Raw genomic sequence first — 15,754 nt, 5'->3', positions numbered from 1 at the left:
ACGTAAACGAACGACGAGAACTGTATAATTGTGTTGGGGATTCCGGTCATGGAGCGATTGGCCGTCGTCGCCTCGAGCCAGTGGTGACGACCGGCTGTCGCTTCAAGTGGTCAGTGAAGGTCTCGATATTGAACGCAGAGCGCTGGAGAAGTCGAAAGCGGAGGGTGAGGCGAGCCAAGGGCAGAGAGTGAGAGGAGCCGAGGCAGGAGTAGGAGAAGGATTGGAAAGAACGGGGTGTGGTAGAGGACGAAGGTTTGGCAGAGGGGGAATCGGACGATGTCGGGAGTCCCAACGAGACTGGAGATTGAAAGAGAGATTTGTGAGTGAAAACCACGTTCCATGAGGTACGATAACACGATCTCTCGGAGAGGGATTTGGAGGGGACCCCCCACCCCTTTGTTTCAGGTGGAGAGCGAAAAGGAGGGGTGGGGTGGGAGGGGTTTCTAGGACGGGAAGGTTTAAGATACCTCCCGATAAATTAGTCCGCAGCAGCAAATAACGCATCTTACTAGGTGGGTTGGTTTTTGTTACTAGACTCTACTAGAAACGCCGTTCTAGACGGCTTGAGTTACTAGACCGCCTGTTCTCTCCGAATTCACGACTCTCACGGCTTCTCCTGCCGTCTCGAGCAGAAATCGTCCCCACTCGATCGCCGATCCGGCTCTCCCGGCCCACGAAACCCACCACCCCTCTGACCGTCTCCACCCGAAACGAAGGGGTGGGGGTGTTCTAACCCCGGCAAACACCTCAGAATAATTCACTTAATCATCTTCCCTTTAACATCAATCATCTAATAGGAACCGACGTAGGACCAAACACCCCTTCGTTTCGACTCGAGAATCACTACGCTTTCAGGCACGATCCAAACGCCAACACACCAGTCTCCGATCGTGACGGAACCAGACCTCGGTACATCTTTGCCGTCCGCGACCAAAGCGCCGACCATACCATGAACGACGAACGCTCACGCGCGCTGTACGACCGGGCGCTGTCCGTCATGCCCGGCGGCGTCAACTCCGCCGTCCGGGCGGCCATCGAGCCGTATCCCTTTTTCGTCCGGAAGGGCGACGGCGGCCACGTCGTCGACGCCGACGGCAATCGACTCGTCGACTGGGTCATGGGACTCGGGCCCCTGCTCCTCGGACACGACCTCCCCGAACCCGTCCAGGCGGCGGTCCAGCGAGCCGCTAGCGAGGGTCCGATGTACGGTACACCGACCGAACTCGAGGTCGACCTCGCCGAGTTCGTCGTCCGGCACGTCCCGAGTGTCGAGAAGATCCGGTTCGTCAACTCCGGGACGGAAGCGACCGTCTCGGCCGTCCGCCTCGCCCGCGGAACGACCGGTCGAAACAAGATCGTCATCATGCAGGGCGGCTACCACGGCGCCCAGGAGTCGACGCTGGTCGAGGGCGACGCCGACCATCCCGCTCCCTCCTCTGCCGGCATCCCGCAGGCGTTCGCCGAGCACACCCTTCCCGTCCCGTTCAACGACGAAGCGGCCGTCCGCGAGGTCTTCCAGGAACACGGAGGCGACATCGCTGGCGTCCTCGTCGAACCGATCCTCGCCAACTACGGCATCGTCCACCCCGTCGACGGCTACCTCGAGACCCTTCGTGAGCCACCGACAATCACGACTCGCTCCTGATCTTCGACGAGGTCATCACCGGCTTTCGCGTCGGCGGGCTAGGCTGTGCGCAGAGTCACTTCGGCATCACGCCCGACCTCACCACCTTCGGCAAGATCATCGGCGGCGGGTTTCCCGTCGGCGCCATCGGTGGCCGCGCCGAGTTGATCGAGGATTCGCACCTACCGGGGACGTCTTCCAGGCCGGAACCTTCTCCGGCCACCCCGTGACGATGGCCGCCGGACTCGAGACGCTCACGTTCGCGGCCGAAAACGACGTCTACGACCACGTCAACGGGCTCGGGGAGATGCTCCGGGCCGGTCTCACCGACGTCCTCGCGGACCAGACGCCGAACTACACCGTGGTCGGAACCGACAGCATGTTCAAAGTAATCTTTACGCGCGAGGGCCCCTCCCGGGACGAACTCGAGGGCCAGTGTGAAGCCGGCTGTCGCCAGAATCCCGACTGTCCGCGCTACGAGTACTGTCCGAAGAACGCAGCCGACGTCAAGCGAGCCGAAACCGAACGCTGGCGGCGGATCTTCTGGGGCGAGATGCGTGACCAGGGCATCTTTCTCTCCCAGAACCAGTTCGAGAGCCAGTTCGTCAGTTACGGCCACACCGAGGAAGACGTCGAGCGAACACTCGAGGCGTACAAGCACGCGCTCTGATTGTGCCCGCGCCTCGAGTCGCCGGCTGCTCGTCATTTCACTCTGTGAACGTGGACGTTCGTCGTCTTACTCTGTGAACCTGGACACAGTCGTTTCACTGTGTGAAAGTTATCCAAAGGTTTACGTTTCGAGCCATCGCCTCTTCGAGTGGCCACTGGGGGGTGGCCACCTGGGAATACAGGGTCGCGGCTGGTCGTTCCGATGGCCGGCCCGTGTCTTTTGTGGTGCGTTACAGTGGTGGTTTCCGAATCGTCAGGTGGTGTTCTAGCGAGCCTCGCGTTTCAGCGCAGTCTCGCTTTCCAGCGCTGCTTTGCATACCAGCACCGCCTCGCGTTCCAGTCGAGACGACGGCCCACCAGGGCTCAACCTACGAGTCGATTCGACTGCAAACTCGCGTGACGACGATTCATCTCGTCGCTACCGACCGACGATTCGTTTTTCGACTGCAAACGCCGCTGCCGATCCTTTATATACGATGCCGCGGCCAGATCAGTCCGTCAACCCTATGCACGACCGACGATGAGTACGGAGGAGATGACGGACTGGCGCCCAGTGTTCGGCCACGACGAACCCTACGACGAGCAAGTCGACGGGATCGAGACGGCCATCGAAACCGCTACTGAGGGCGGGTACACGGTCATCGAAGGAGCCTGCGGGACCGGCAAGACGATGATCGCACTCACGGCGGGCATCGACCTCGTTCGTGACCCCGACAGCCAGTACGAACGGGTGTTCGTCCTCACGAGCGTCAAACAGCAACTGCGCCAGTTCGAGACGGACCTCGAGACGATCAACGAGAACCTGCCCACCGACTGGAACCCGATTTCTGGACTCACGCTCGTCGGCAAGGCCGACGTCTGCCCGTACAACCGCGAAAACGCAGGCGGAATCAGTGACGACAACGTCTACGACCGATGCGAGACCCTCCGCGATCGCACGCGCGACCTCACCGGCGAGGGTGGCTCGACGACGGCCGGTGCGCTTGCCGCCCAGGCCCGAAGCCAGCAGATTGGCCTGGCCGATAGCGGTCGCGGGAGCCGCACGGGCGCAGCAGTTCCAGTGGAACCGAAGGGGGTGTCGATGGCAGAAACGGCGGCGCAGGAACGAGCGGATCGTCCGTCAGCCACGCCGGCGCGCGCTATCTCGAGACGGCGGGCGAACCGACGCCGTACCCACCGGAGATGCCGGAGTACAACACCGGCGGCCCCGCGGGAAGCGAGGTCGAGTACTGTCCGTTCTACGCCCAGTATCTCGAGGACCTGCCGGAGGAGGGAAGCGACGCCGATCCAGTCGAAGCGGCTCCCTTCGACGTGACCGAAACCGGGCTGCTCACGCCTGAAGATCTCGTCGCTGGGTCGGTTCGACACGGCACTTGCCCGCACTCGGTGATGGGGGCCGTACTGGGCCATGTGGAGGTCGTCATCGGCAACTACTACCACGCCTTTGACCCGACGACGACCGCCGCGTTCACCGGCGCCCTACTCGACGAATCGACGTTCGTCGTCTGCGACGAAGCACACATGCTCGAGCCCCGGGTTCGCGATCTGGTGAGCGACATGGTCGCAGACACCACGCTTCGGGACGCCGAAACCGAACTCTCGCGGGTGCTCCAGCCGGTTCGATTCGACCAGGAGGGTCGCCAGGCCCAGGGTGGCTCGAAGACAGCCGACGCGGACCTCGTTCGCGCCGAACTGAACGACACCGACGTCTCGATCGAGGAACTCGAGCGCACCCTCGAGTTCGTCCAGGACCTCCGCGGGGAACTCGACCGTCGAGTTCGTGCCCACTTGGAGCGGACAAATCGAGCCTGGCAGTCGGATCTGACGTCCCTCGAGGACGACGAAATCCGCTCCGCGACCCGACGATGCCGCCGAGGACGAGATTTCCGAGTGGGCGGCCGAGGCGGGGTACAGCGACGCGATCTGGGTGCGAGCCGAGTCGGTCGGCGCGGTCGTCGAGCGGATTCTCAACGAGGCCGAGGACGAGGAGAAGACCTGGCCTCGCCCGCCGTCGGCCGCTTGCTCGGGGAGTGGTACCGTCGCGATCACACGACGAACTTCCGAGAAATCGAACTCGAGCGAACCTGGGACGAGATGGAGCCGGCCGACTCCTGGCGGCGAGCGTACACGGCTCGACTCGCCCTGCACAGCTGCGTTCCCAGTGACGCTATCGGGTCGCGACTGTCGGCGTTCGGCGGCGGGATCTTGATGAGCGCGACTCTCGAGCCGATGGACGCCTTCCGGGAGGTCACGGGTCTCGAATACCTCGCGCGCGAGGAAGGGCGTCCGGTCGTCGAACGGCAGTACGGCCTGCACTTCCCCGAGGCTAATCGCGAGAGCTTCGCGGTGTCGGTGCCGAAGTTCACCTACGACAACCGGGGGCCGCCTGGCGAGGAGACGCCGACGCGAACCGCGTACGCGGACGCGCTGGCACAGGTCGCCCGACTTCCGGGGAACGTCCTCGTCGGAATGCCGAGTTATGGCGAGGCGGAGTGGGCCGCGTCGGTCCTCGAGGCGCGTCCAGGAGTCGACAAGTCCGTCTTGCTCGATGCCTCGAGCAGCGACGACGCCACTGAATCGCTGAAAGACGAGTTCTTCGCGGGTGGGGGTAAGATACTCGTCACGAGCCTCCGTGGGACCCTGACGGAGGGCGTCGATTACAGCGGGGATCGCCTCGCAGCGGCGGTCATCTGCGGCGTTCCGATCGTCAATACGGCGAGTCCGCGGACGAAGGCGATTCGACGAGCCTACGACGACGCGTTCGGCGACGGGTTCACCTACGCGCTGACGGTCCCGGCGGTTCGGAAGGCCAGGCAGGCGATCGGTCGGGTGATCCGCTCGCCCGAGGACATTGGTGTCCGCATCCTGCTCGACGAACGGTACGCTCGCGACAGCTGGGATTCGGTTCGTCAGTTCCTTCCGGACGACGACGAGTTTCAGCCGGTCAGTCCCGACATGCTCGAGTTCGGCCTCGAGCGATTTCGCGAGCGGCTCGAGTCGAGCCAGTAAGGCATTCCAATTTTCGCGGCAAGATGTTCTCGAGTTCTCGCCGCGTCGCCTCTGACTTCCCGCCGCGACGCCCCGAGCTCCTGTCGCGACGCCCCAACTTCTCGTCGAAACGTCTCAAACTTCTCGCTACAGGAAATTCCGCTAGCGCCCGCTTCAGCGCTCTTCCGGGGTGTTATCAGTAATCGAACTCCTCCTCCCAGGCACCGCGCCACGCTGGGAGGTCGTCCCGGCGGGTTTCGTACGAAAACGTCACGACGGACGGCGGATCCTCGGCGTAGTCGGCGTAGACGTCGAACTCTTCGGGAAACTCGAGTTCGGCGATCGGGCGCACCGGGTACTGCCCGAGGCGTGGAGCGAGTCCGGCCTGAATCTCCGGCGAGAGCGCGAACTCGAGGAACGTGTAGGCCAGGTCGACGTTGATCGCGTTTTCGAAGATGGCCATCTGGAGGGGTTCGGCGTAGGCCTCCCCGTCGAGGTACGTGATCTGGTACTGATCGGGGTCGCCGCCGACGTCGGCCGTTTCGTCGGTCGCTTCGCCGTCTGAGTCGTCCCCCGAGTCGTCGTCTGCGCTCGAGTCCTCGCCGTTGGAACCGCCGCCGTCCGAATCCGACTCGTCGTCTGCACCCGAATCGGTGGAATCGTCGCCATCGGCCCCAGTTCCGTCGGTCGCATTGTCCGGGCCATCAGTTTCGTTTTGCTCGCCCCCGCGTCTCGTCGGTATCTGACGTCACTGCCCGATCGATCGCCACGAGCGCATCCGCCGCGTAGGCGACGGTCATCGGTCGAGCGCGCTCGGCGTACGCCAGCAGCGTCTCGACCCAGGTGTCGTAGACGTCGAGTCCGTTGTCCTCGGCTCGGCCCAGACAGTCAGCGCGTCGTCTGGACCGGCGGATTCGAACAGCCAGTCGAGGAAGGCGCCGCCGCGACCGCGGGATGGCGTCGGGGTGAGCAGCGAGTCGGCGTAGGCCGATTCGCCGAGTTCCTCGAGTCTGGTCGGTGGGTCGATACGCGTTTCATCGACCATCAGACAGGAGTACTGCGTACTGACCGGGACGATACGTTCGTCTGGATCCTCGAGGTCGAGTTCGTCGACGACACCGTCGAGCGTCTCGATTCGATCCCGGTTGAGTTCGCGAAATAGGCCACCCTCCTCGAGGTCGTGGTCGACGGTCGCGAGGTCGGCTGCCGAGAGGCCGACGTAGGCATCGACGTCCGGGAGAAATCCGCGTTGCTCGCGTTCGACGTAGTGACCGATGCCGGATTCGGGAATAACCCAGTTGACTTCGACGTTGTCGAACGTCTCCTCGAACTGGGTTTTGAGCCAGGCTGAGGCGGGATTCTCGCCGTGGGCGAACGCGTCCGTCGTCGCGACTCGAAGGACGCCTTCGTCCTCGGGTTCGGCCGGTTCGTCGTCGCCGTTTGGCTCCTGTGGCTCTGGTTCCGATTCGCGGGTGGCACAGCCCGCGAGCGACGTCAGGGCGAGCGTCGTGGATCCGGTTGCGACGCGAAGGTACGACCGTCGATCCAGTCCCATCGTGCGAGATATCGACGCGCTGGTGCATAAGTCCGATGTCAGCGCGTTCAAAGGTTTTTGCTCGAGATTGCGTCACTTCTCGATCCCTCGAGATTGAGTCCTTTGGCTTTGTTAAAACATTCATTGCTTACAATTCTCAGCGGTCTTGCTGAATACATAGAATGAGTTCAGTACAGCGACTTCGGTTATTTCACGATGAAATCAGTGAACTATCCGCTCACTACACGTGTTGATCAAAAGCATTCGAGGAGGTCGCCGTCTTCGACTGGATCGGGCGTCTCTTTACGACCGCTCTCTCATCGCCGAAATACCGTTCATGGAGGCGGACGACTCCGGTCTCATCGACCCCGTAGACTGCCTCGTCGCTGAAATTATCATCACCGACGAAATTCCCGTCGTGTGATCTGTAATTTACGGGTGGAGCGAAACGGATGCCGATGACCGTAATCTCATCGTAGAGCTCAAGAACTCGTGTCGGATCTCCCCAATTGTCAAGGGTCTCTGCTCCAGCACCAATTGCTCGTTTCCCGTACTCCGACACGGCCTTATTTTGCTGGTAGGCGTCTTCGTACTCGTACACGTACTCTATCAGCGATTCTTCGTCGAACGTACTCGGTGGCTCCGGATACGGCTTGATACCCACGCTGTGTAACTCGTCGATTTCACCGTTCGGCTTCTCTAACTCGAACGTCTCACAAACATCCCCGGTAGGTTCGGGGCGATCCGCGTTCGCACAATTGCGACGTCCGGCGATCGAGTCTGGACCGGGAAACGGGCCGTTGGTATGGTCATCTACCCACTCCGCTTTCGACGTACAGCCCGGGATAACGTTCTCATCAGTGGAGTTTTTATCGTCAAAATTGGCTGAATTTTCACGCTGTGGATTGAGGTTGGCGATGCAGCCACCCGTCTCGAGGAGGACACTCACAGCACCCGCAACGAGAAGTTCCCGACGATTCATACTGTATTGTCTGTCAGTACAATAAGGTGTCTTAAATAGGTACTCCAACTTCAAGGAGTGATTTGAGCCACAACTATTCGATACCTATCTCACCTATACTGGCCGTTCGCTACCCTCGTAAATCGGCCTTTGACTCGTGCGACATTCGCGCCATGTATGCAGCACGTCGTTTGCATCAACCGCCGAGGATTTCAACTGAGCTAGTCGGGTCTCTACCCTTGAGCGTCGCCTCGTTTCTCGAGGACCGACGCTCACCACGAGTGTCAGATATGAGATACCTATCTCGGGGGGCACGGTATTTTTCCAATTCGGCGTCCTACATTGGCGTATGGTCCGCTCGTCGACGCCAGTTCACGCCGTCATCGGAGCGATCGTCGGGGTCGTTCTCTCGTTTCTCCCGTTTTCGACCGTCCTGGGCGGTGCAGCGTCCGGATTCCTCGAAGGCCGCGACGCTCGTAGGGGGACCGTTTCGGGTGCGCTCGCGGGGGCGATCATGACTGTACCGATTGCCGGCGTACTCTTCCTGTTCCTCGGTCTGTTCGGCTTCGGTGCCGCCCTTAGTGGATTCCCCGTAGAGGGGTTCGCTCTGGTACTGTTCTTCGTCCTTGCGTTCGGCGTCGCCACCTGTCTCTACACCATTGGCGGCGCGGCCGTCGGCGGTTTCGTCGGGTCGATGCTCGCTGCCGAATACCCGGACGAACGGCGTCGACTCCAGCGATCACTCGGACTCACGCCGACGAGCAGTGCGGACGACACTTCTCGCGGACCGGATCGTCGAGAACTCGATTCAGAACGCAATTTAGAATACGAATCGGAAGGCCGACGAACGGACCTCGAGCCAGAATCGAATCGGCGACACGAGCGAGACCGCCGATAGTTCCGGTCCGATTGGCCGAGACCGACGCTCACTCGTATCGAAGCGCGTCGATCGGATCTGTCCTCGCGGCTCGCCAGGCCGGATACAACCCGGACAGGACGCCGACCAGGATGCCGGCAACGATGGCGAGGGCGACGTACTCGAGTGGGTACACCAGCGGGATGTCGATGTAGCTGGCACCGATGGCCGCAACGGCCAGTCCGAGGGCGGTTCCCAGTATCGCGCCGATCACGCCGAGGATCACGGCCTCCGTGAGGAACAGTCCGAGAACGTCCCGGTTCTGCGCGCCAACGGCTTTCATAATTCCGATCTCGCGGGTTCGCTCGGTGACCGACACGAGCATGATGTTCGCGATACCGATCGAACCGACGACGAGCGAGATGGCGGCGATGCCGACGATGAAGCTCTGAAGGATGTCCAGGATGTCCTCGAGTTGCTGGAGTAACTGGGTGCTGGTCTGGAGGGTGACGGCGACGTCATCGCCGAGGAACTCGCTTGCGTCGGATTCCTCGCTCTTGAAGTACGCAGTTGCAGCGTCTCGAGCGGCGTCGACGTCGCCCTCGTCGGCGCTGGGGGCCTCAACGATGATGGCGAGGTAGCGGACGTCGGTTTCCGAACTGGCCTCGTCGTTTTCCGATTCGCTATCGTCGTTCCCCTCACCCGAACCGCCGCCTCCGCCCGCCGGACCGACCGCCTGCTCGAGGTAGAACGGATCCATCGGGACGTACATTCGTGGCGCCGCGTCGAACCCCTCGAACGGGCTCAGCCCCTCCGAGGTGTCGGTGATCCCGACGACGGTAACGGTCTCGGTTCCGCCGGTAGCGATCCGGACCTCGAGTTCGTCGCCAACGCTGACGTTCTCCTCGAACTGCTCGGCGGCTGCGGGGTTGATGACGGCCTCGCGCTCGCCCATCTCGAACTGGCGTCCCTCGCGCAGGGAGGACTCGCGAACGTAGGACGGGCCGGCGGCGATCAGGCCGTTGCTCTGTAACCGGGTCTCACCCGCGTGGGTCACCGACTGGGCGTCGATGGTCGCATAGCCGTAAGCGGCGTCGACGGCCTCGAGTTCCTCGACGGCCTCGAGGTCGTCCTGACTGAAGACGAACTGGGCGCCGGCGAGCGGACCGCCCTCGGTATCCGGGTCGGCCGCCCAGCCGTAGAGGTTCCGCTGGTCGTCGGGGCTGATGTCGCCGATGATGCCGGCCTGCAGGCTCGCGCCGAGGGCGACGAAGGCGATGACGGCGGCGACGCCGATGATCACTCCGAGCGTCGTCAGCGCCGACCGAAGTCGGTGGCCACGAATCGACCGCCAGGAGAGCCGGAGCGACTCGAGTGGGTTCATCAGCGCTCCTCCTCGCTCGTGGTGGGGTCGTCTTGGCTCGCGGTGGGGTCATTATCGCTCGCGGCGGGGTCGTCATCGCCGGAGGACAGATCGTCGTTCGAGGACACACCATCAATCGAGGGTCGATTAGCAGTCTTTTCATTCGCAACTTCGCTCCGAACACCCTCAGCAGACCCCTTCGTTTCCACTCGAGAATCGCCACCGGGGGACGCCTTGTCATCCCCACCTTCCAGTAGTTCGATTCGCTCGACGCTTCCGTCCAGCAGGTGGACGATGCGTTCGGCGCGTTCGGCGACGTGGCGCTCGTGCGTGACGACGATGAGCGTCGTCCCGGCGTCGTGGAACTCCTCGAAGAGGTCGAGCACGTCCGCTTCCGTCTCGGTGTCAAGGTTGCCGGAGGGTTCGTCGGCGAGCACGATCGCCGGATCGTTCACCAGCGCGCGGGCGAGGGCGACCCGCTGGCGCTGGCCGCCCGATAACTCGTTCGGGAGGTGATCGAGTCGGTCGCCGAGTCCGACGCGCTCGAGCAGATCCTGCGCGCGGTCGTGGCGCTCCGTCCGACCGACGCTGCGGAACAACTGGGGGAGGGCCACGTTCTCGAGGGCGTTCAACCGCGGCATCAGGTTGAACGTCTGGAAGACGAATCCGACCCTGGTTCCCCGCAGGCGGGTACGTTCGCGTTCCGAGAGCGTCGAAATATCTTCCCCGTCGACGGCGACGGTGCCCGACGTGGGGGTATCGAGACAGCCGACGAGGTTCATCAGCGTCGATTTCCCCGATCCGCTCGGGCCCATGATGGCCGTGTACGACCCGCGCGGGATCGACAGCGAGACGCCGTCGAGGGCGTGTACCGGCTCGCCGACGCGGTACGTCTTCCGCACGTCGGTCATCGTCACGGCGTCGTCGCTCGGTCCCATCGTCCCTCTACAAGGCTCGCTCGAGCCAAAAACTTTGGCGGGGTGGGGTCGAATCGCCGCAATCGCCGACCGAGTTGGTCTCGACTCGTCTCGATCAGCCGACCGAGGGTCGACCTCGAGGGCTACGTTTTTCCCGTCGCCGCCCGCTCGTGACGGTATGAGCGCGAAATCGTCGGGCGGCGCCGACGCCCACAAGCGCCGTGCGGGGGAACGAGCAACCGAGGAGGTCGAAGACGGGATGGTCGTCGGCCTCGGCACCGGGTCGACGACCGCCTACGCCATCGAGGCACTCGGCCGTGCAGTCGCGGACGGCCTCGAGATTCGGGGAATCGCGACCTCCTTTCAGTCCAGGCGACTGGCCCTCGACGTCGGTATCCCGCTGACGGATCTCGACGCCGTCGACGGGATCGACCTGGCTATCGACGGGGCCGACCAGGTCGTCGACGACCCCGACCCCTGCCCACGGGGCGCTGATCAAAGGTGGCGGCGCGGCCCACGCCCGCGAAAAACTCGTCGCCGTCGCGGCCGACCGGTTCGTCGTCGTCGCGGATTCCTCGAAACTCGTCCCCGCGCTCGAGGCGCCGGTTCCAGTCGAAGTGCTCCCCGCGGCCCACGCAGTCGTCGCGGGCCGCATCGAGGACCTGGACGGCGATCCGACCCTCCGTATGGCGACGCATAAGGACGGCCCCGTGGTCACCGATAACGGGAACCTCGTTCTTGACTGCGCATTTGGTTCGATCGACGACCCGGCCGCCCTCGGCAACGACCTCGCGTCGATTCCCGCCGTCCTCGAGCACGGCCTGTTCGTCGATTTCGCGAACGCGACGTACGTCGGAACCGACGACGGACTCGAAGTGCGGTCGTACTAGCTCGAAGCCGGGTACGTCGAGACGCGTGTCCTGCGTATCGGATCCTGCGTATCGCGTCTTGTTTATCACGTTCTGCGTACCGTCGACGGGAACAGACACTACTCCAGGCGAGTATTCTCCTCTGACCGTGAGTCCTCAGCGGGTGCCGATACACGCCCGGCGACCGTGCCGAGGACGACGTAGCAGAGACCGATCGCTCGAGTCAACGGAACCACCCACGGTTTCAACTCGAGGGCGTCCGGATTCTGGTAGGCGAGTTCGAGCGCCGTTCGAACGAATCGCTCCGGGGCCAGGAGGGCTGGTACGCCGAGGACGGCGAGAGCCGGTCCGACGGACGGCGCGCGTTCTCGTTCACGGAGGGCGAGCCACGCGAACAGCACGCCCTCGAGCCGAGCCATCGGTATGGTCCACGTGCGCAACTCGCCGGCGTCCGGGTTCTCGAACGCTCTTCGTTCTCCCCAGGCGATGATCCGGTCGGGAAACAGGGTTTCGACGACGCTGAATCCGAGGACGATTGCTCGCCACATAGAGATGCCTTCGCCGGACAGCCACAAAAATCCTGAAACGGTCGGACGCCTTTCCGTTGAACTGGTGAGATTCCACCCCGCCTCGTCGTCGCTCGAGTGGGTCGCGAACGGCTCGGAGCGGCCCTGAACGATTCCGACACCACGCGAGCGGCCCACAGTTGGGCCACGTCACAATTGGTCCAGCGACGGTGGCGATTAGGCGGTACCCGGCGATAGCAATGGGTAGGCGACCGACCGTCGCGAATGGACACCTTTTCAATACCGCCGGCGAACGACACAGCAGAGACGAAGCGATGCCCGAGACATCCGACCGCAAAGACGACCACATCCGCATTATAGAAGAAGAAGACGTCGAGACCTCGGGGACCGGATTCGAGGATATCGAACTCGTCCACGAGGCGCTGCCGGAGATCCACCGGGACGAGATCGATACGAGCGTGGACCTGTTCGGCCACGAACTCGCGGCCCCCATCGTCATCGAGAGCATGACCGGCGGCCACCCCAACACCACGAAGATCAACCGATCGCTCGCCGCCGCGGCCCAGGAGACGGGCGTCGCGATGGGCGTCGGCAGCCAGCGCGCCGGCCTCGAACTCGACGATCCGGACCTCCTCGAGTCCTACACCGTGGTCAGGAGGCCGCCCCGACGCCTTCCTCTACGGCAACGTCGGCGCCGCCCAGTTGCTCGAGTACGACGTGAGCGACGTCGAGCGCGCCGTGGAGATGATCGACGCGGACGCGATGGCGATCCACCTCAACTTCCTCCAGGAGGCGGTCCAGCCCGAGGGCGACGTCGACGCCCGTGGCTGTCTCGAGGCCATCGAAACGGTCGCGAGCGAGCCTCGGTGCCGGTAATCGTCAAGGAGACGGGCAACGGCATCGCACGGGGCACCGCCGAGCGACTGACGGCGGCGGGCGTCGACGCCATCGACGTCGCCGGAAAGGGCGGGACGACGTGGTCGGGCATCGAGTCCTACCGGGCTGCCGCCGTCGGCGCGACCCGCCAGGAACACGTCGGGCGACGCTTCCGGGCCTGGGGCGTCCCGACCGCCGTGAGCACGCTCGAGGCCGCGAGCGTCCACGACACCGTGATCGCCAGCGGCGGCGTCCGCTCGGGACTCGACGTGGCGAAGACCATCGCCCTCGGTGCGCAAGCTGGCGGTCTCGCCAAGCCGTTCCTCTCGCCGGCGGGGCAGGGAACCGAGGCGGTCGTCGACCTCCTCGAGACCCTCCGCGTCGAACTCGAGACGGCGATGTTCGTCACGGGGTCGGAATCGGTAGCGGACCTCCAGCGGGCCGAGTACGTATTGCTCGGGCGAACGAAGGAGTACCTCGAGGGTCGAGGGCACGGGAACTGACGGCTTTCGGAGAATCGAGACCCCTCGAGATCGCCGGGCTGGCGGCGATCCGAGCTATTTCTGTCGGTAGTCCCCCAGATCCATCGACCAGTCGTACTCGTCGTACTGCAACGTCGGCGTCACGCCGGGCGGAATCACGTCGTAGCGCTCGAGGAACGACCGAATCCCGCTCGAGCCGCCGAAATCACCGCGGTACCAGAGGAAGACGCGCGGCACGCGGGCAACGCGCTCTCGTGGCTGGTAGCTCACGTTCTCCTCGAGGAACCAGTCGGTCGCCGTCTCGAGTTCCGTCTCGACGTCGGCAGGGCTGTAGACGGCCACCGGCGGACAGCTTTCGGTGCCGCAGTTCAGCGCGAAGTGGATCCGGGGATCGACTGATTCGAGCCGAAACTGGCGCTCGAAGGCCGTCGGGAACGGTCGCGGCAGGTACCCCATCCCCCAGGGGTGTCTCGAGCCACGAAGGAGTCCGTGCTGGATGTCGTTGAGACTCAGCCAGACGCCGGCGATCGGAACGCGATCCCTGGCGAAGAACTTCCAGCGGTCGAGCACACCACCTTCGAGCAGCGTGGGATCGTCCTCGAGGAGGATCTGCACGTACGCGTTGTAGCAGTTGAGCCAGAAGGCGAGTTTCTCCGCGCGGCCGCCGAGCGCCCGGTCGAGTCGCGTCCGCTCGAGCGTGGCGAGATGGTCGCGGAGGGCGCCCCGCTCCCCGTCCGTCTTGACCGTGTAGAGGAGGTCGGCCGAGATCGAGAGCGGGTCGAGCTGGGTCGACATACGTGATCTCTCGTGAACCACGGCCTTGAACCCGTGTGACGAGCGACGAGACAGTCGAGACGTACGAACCGTTTACGCCGCCAATCCCATGTTTCCCCGATTACCCAGCAGTAATCGGATCTTCACGCAGGCGCCTTCGGCGAGGGCTGGGTCGCTGCTCTCGGCGGGACCGCCTCGGCCTGTACCTGCTGCCACCGCTTTTAACCCCCTCCCCGTTGAGTTCGAGGTGTGAACCGATCGAGAGGGACGCTGCTCGTTCTCATCACCGTCCTCCTGCTGTTGTCGGCGCAACTCGTCCTCCCGTACATCCAGTACGTGCTGGCCGCCGTTCTCCTCGCGTTCGTGCTGACGCCAGCCCAGCGTCGCCTGGAGCAACGAACGTCGCCCGCTATCGCCGCGTTTTCGCTCGTCTTGCTGGCCCTGCTTCTCGCCATCGTCCCCGTCGTGATCGTCGTGGCGTACGTCTTTCGCGACGCCCGCGCCCTCGTCGAAGGCGCCGACGCCGATTCGCTTCCGCTTGAGCCCTTCCAGTCGGTCGCCGAGCGATTCGGGGTCGACCTCGAGTCGACGGCCATGGAGTGGGCCCGAACCGCGGGACAGACGCTCCTGGAACGGAGTCCGGAACTGCTGGCGGGGCTCACGCACACGGCCATCGGCATCGGCGTGGCGCTCTTCTTGCTGTACTACCTCCTCCGAGACGGCGACTCCTTGCTCCGGTGGCTTCGGGAGGTGACGCCGCTTCCGGACGCCGTCCAGACCGACCTCTTCGACTCACTCGAGAACGTGACGTGGGCGGTGCTGGCCGGTCACGTCCTCATCGCGCTGGTCCAGGGCGGACTGGCGGGAATCGGCCTGTTCGTCGTCGGCATCCCGAACTCGCTGTTCTGGACGGTCATCATGATCGTCCTCTCGCTGATTCCGATCGTCGGTTCGTTCCTGGTCTGGGGCCCCGCTGTGGTCTACCTGCTCCTGATCAACCAGCCGGCGTTCGCGATTGGGCTGGCGATCTACAGTACCATCATCGTCGGTCTTTCGGACGACTACATGCGACCGATCGTCGTCGACCGCTACGCCGAACTCAACCCGGCCGTGATCATTATCGGCGTCCTCGGTGGCGTCACTGCCTTTGGGTTCATGGGGCTGTTCTACGGCCCCATCGTCCTCGGTGCGCTCGTCGCCACGCTCGAGATCTTCAGCGACGATTACGGGTCGCTCTAGCGTCGAGTCAAAAGTGGAGATGGCCGACTGCGAACTCGAGAAATCACCACCTTCGGCACGCTTTTCGGGGTTCGA

9 protein-coding genes and 4 pseudogenes are annotated in these 15,754 nt (G+C 63.6%); 6 read left to right on the top strand and 7 right to left on the bottom strand.

Going from position 1 to position 15,754, the window contains the following annotated elements; all coding sequences use genetic code 11:
- Positions 1-949: 949 nt before the first annotated feature.
- Both hemL and ACFQS4_RS22205 read left to right on the top strand, forming a co-directional pair.
- Positions 950-2,294, top strand: a pseudogene (hemL, locus tag ACFQS4_RS22210) (glutamate-1-semialdehyde 2,1-aminomutase).
- A 534-nt stretch (positions 2,295-2,828) separates the two neighbouring features.
- Positions 2,829-5,302 (top strand): annotated as a pseudogene (locus ACFQS4_RS22205) (ATP-dependent DNA helicase).
- A gap of 175 nt (positions 5,303-5,477) precedes the next feature.
- Here ACFQS4_RS22205 and ACFQS4_RS22200 read toward each other — a convergent pair.
- The 3 genes from ACFQS4_RS22200 to ACFQS4_RS22190 all read right to left on the bottom strand — a co-directional run bounded on the left by ACFQS4_RS22200 (position 5,478) and on the right by ACFQS4_RS22190 (position 7,797).
- On the bottom strand, positions 5,478-5,744 hold the full coding sequence (locus ACFQS4_RS22200) for a hypothetical protein (protein WP_500196608.1): 267 nt from the start codon (positions 5,742-5,744) through the stop codon (positions 5,478-5,480).
- Positions 5,745-6,077: 333 nt separating this feature from the next.
- The gene (locus ACFQS4_RS22195) at positions 6,078-6,836 is read right to left on the bottom strand and encodes an ABC transporter substrate-binding protein (RefSeq protein ID WP_500196606.1); all 759 of its coding nucleotides are present in this window, start codon (positions 6,834-6,836) and stop codon (positions 6,078-6,080) included.
- Positions 6,837-7,056: 220 nt separating this feature from the next.
- Positions 7,057-7,797, bottom strand: a complete 741-nt coding sequence (locus ACFQS4_RS22190) for a hypothetical protein (protein ID WP_500196604.1) — start codon at positions 7,795-7,797, stop codon at positions 7,057-7,059.
- Positions 7,798-8,125: 328 nt separating this feature from the next.
- On the opposite strand from ACFQS4_RS22190, the gene ACFQS4_RS22185 reads away from it, so the two are divergent.
- The gene (locus ACFQS4_RS22185; RefSeq protein ID WP_497902128.1) at positions 8,126-8,674 is read left to right on the top strand and encodes a DUF5518 domain-containing protein; all 549 of its coding nucleotides are present in this window, start codon (positions 8,126-8,128) and stop codon (positions 8,672-8,674) included.
- Between the two features lie 28 nt (positions 8,675-8,702).
- Here ACFQS4_RS22185 and ACFQS4_RS22180 read toward each other — a convergent pair whose 3' ends face one another.
- Positions 8,703-10,016: an ABC transporter permease gene (locus ACFQS4_RS22180; protein WP_497902127.1), complete on the bottom strand. Its 1,314-nt coding sequence runs from the start codon at positions 10,014-10,016 to the stop codon at positions 8,703-8,705.
- Complete coding sequence (locus tag ACFQS4_RS22175; protein WP_497902126.1) at positions 10,016-10,933, bottom strand: ABC transporter ATP-binding protein; 918 nt, start codon at positions 10,931-10,933, stop codon at positions 10,016-10,018. Before ACFQS4_RS22175 ends, ACFQS4_RS22180 begins: the two co-directional genes overlap by 1 nt.
- A 157-nt stretch (positions 10,934-11,090) precedes the next feature.
- Between ACFQS4_RS22175 and rpiA the strand changes: the two are divergent.
- A pseudogene (gene rpiA / locus ACFQS4_RS22170) lies at positions 11,091-11,802 on the top strand (ribose-5-phosphate isomerase RpiA).
- A 98-nt stretch (positions 11,803-11,900) separates the two neighbouring features.
- On the opposite strand, the gene ACFQS4_RS22165 reads toward rpiA, so the two are convergent.
- Positions 11,901-12,329 (bottom strand): hypothetical protein, encoded by a 429-nt coding sequence (locus ACFQS4_RS22165; RefSeq protein WP_497902124.1) that lies wholly within the window; start codon positions 12,327-12,329, stop codon positions 11,901-11,903.
- 293 nt (positions 12,330-12,622) lie between these two features.
- Between ACFQS4_RS22165 and fni the strand changes: the two are divergent.
- Positions 12,623-13,687, top strand: a pseudogene (gene fni, locus ACFQS4_RS22160) (type 2 isopentenyl-diphosphate Delta-isomerase).
- Between the two features lie 54 nt (positions 13,688-13,741).
- Here the strand turns inward: fni and ACFQS4_RS22155 are convergent.
- Positions 13,742-14,461, bottom strand: a complete 720-nt coding sequence (locus ACFQS4_RS22155) for a DUF547 domain-containing protein (protein ID WP_497902122.1) — start codon at positions 14,459-14,461, stop codon at positions 13,742-13,744.
- 228 nt (positions 14,462-14,689) lie between these two features.
- On the opposite strand from ACFQS4_RS22155, the gene ACFQS4_RS22150 reads away from it, so the two are divergent.
- Entirely contained in the window at positions 14,690-15,679 is a 990-nt protein-coding gene (locus ACFQS4_RS22150; RefSeq protein WP_497902121.1) for an AI-2E family transporter, read from the top strand.
- The last annotated feature ends 75 nt before the right edge of the window (positions 15,680-15,754 follow it).

This window comes from Saliphagus sp. GCM10025317 (assembly GCF_042663665.1).
Taxonomy (GTDB): domain Archaea; phylum Halobacteriota; class Halobacteria; order Halobacteriales; family Natrialbaceae; genus Natronosalvus.
This window is presented reverse-complemented; position numbering and strand designations above follow the sequence as displayed.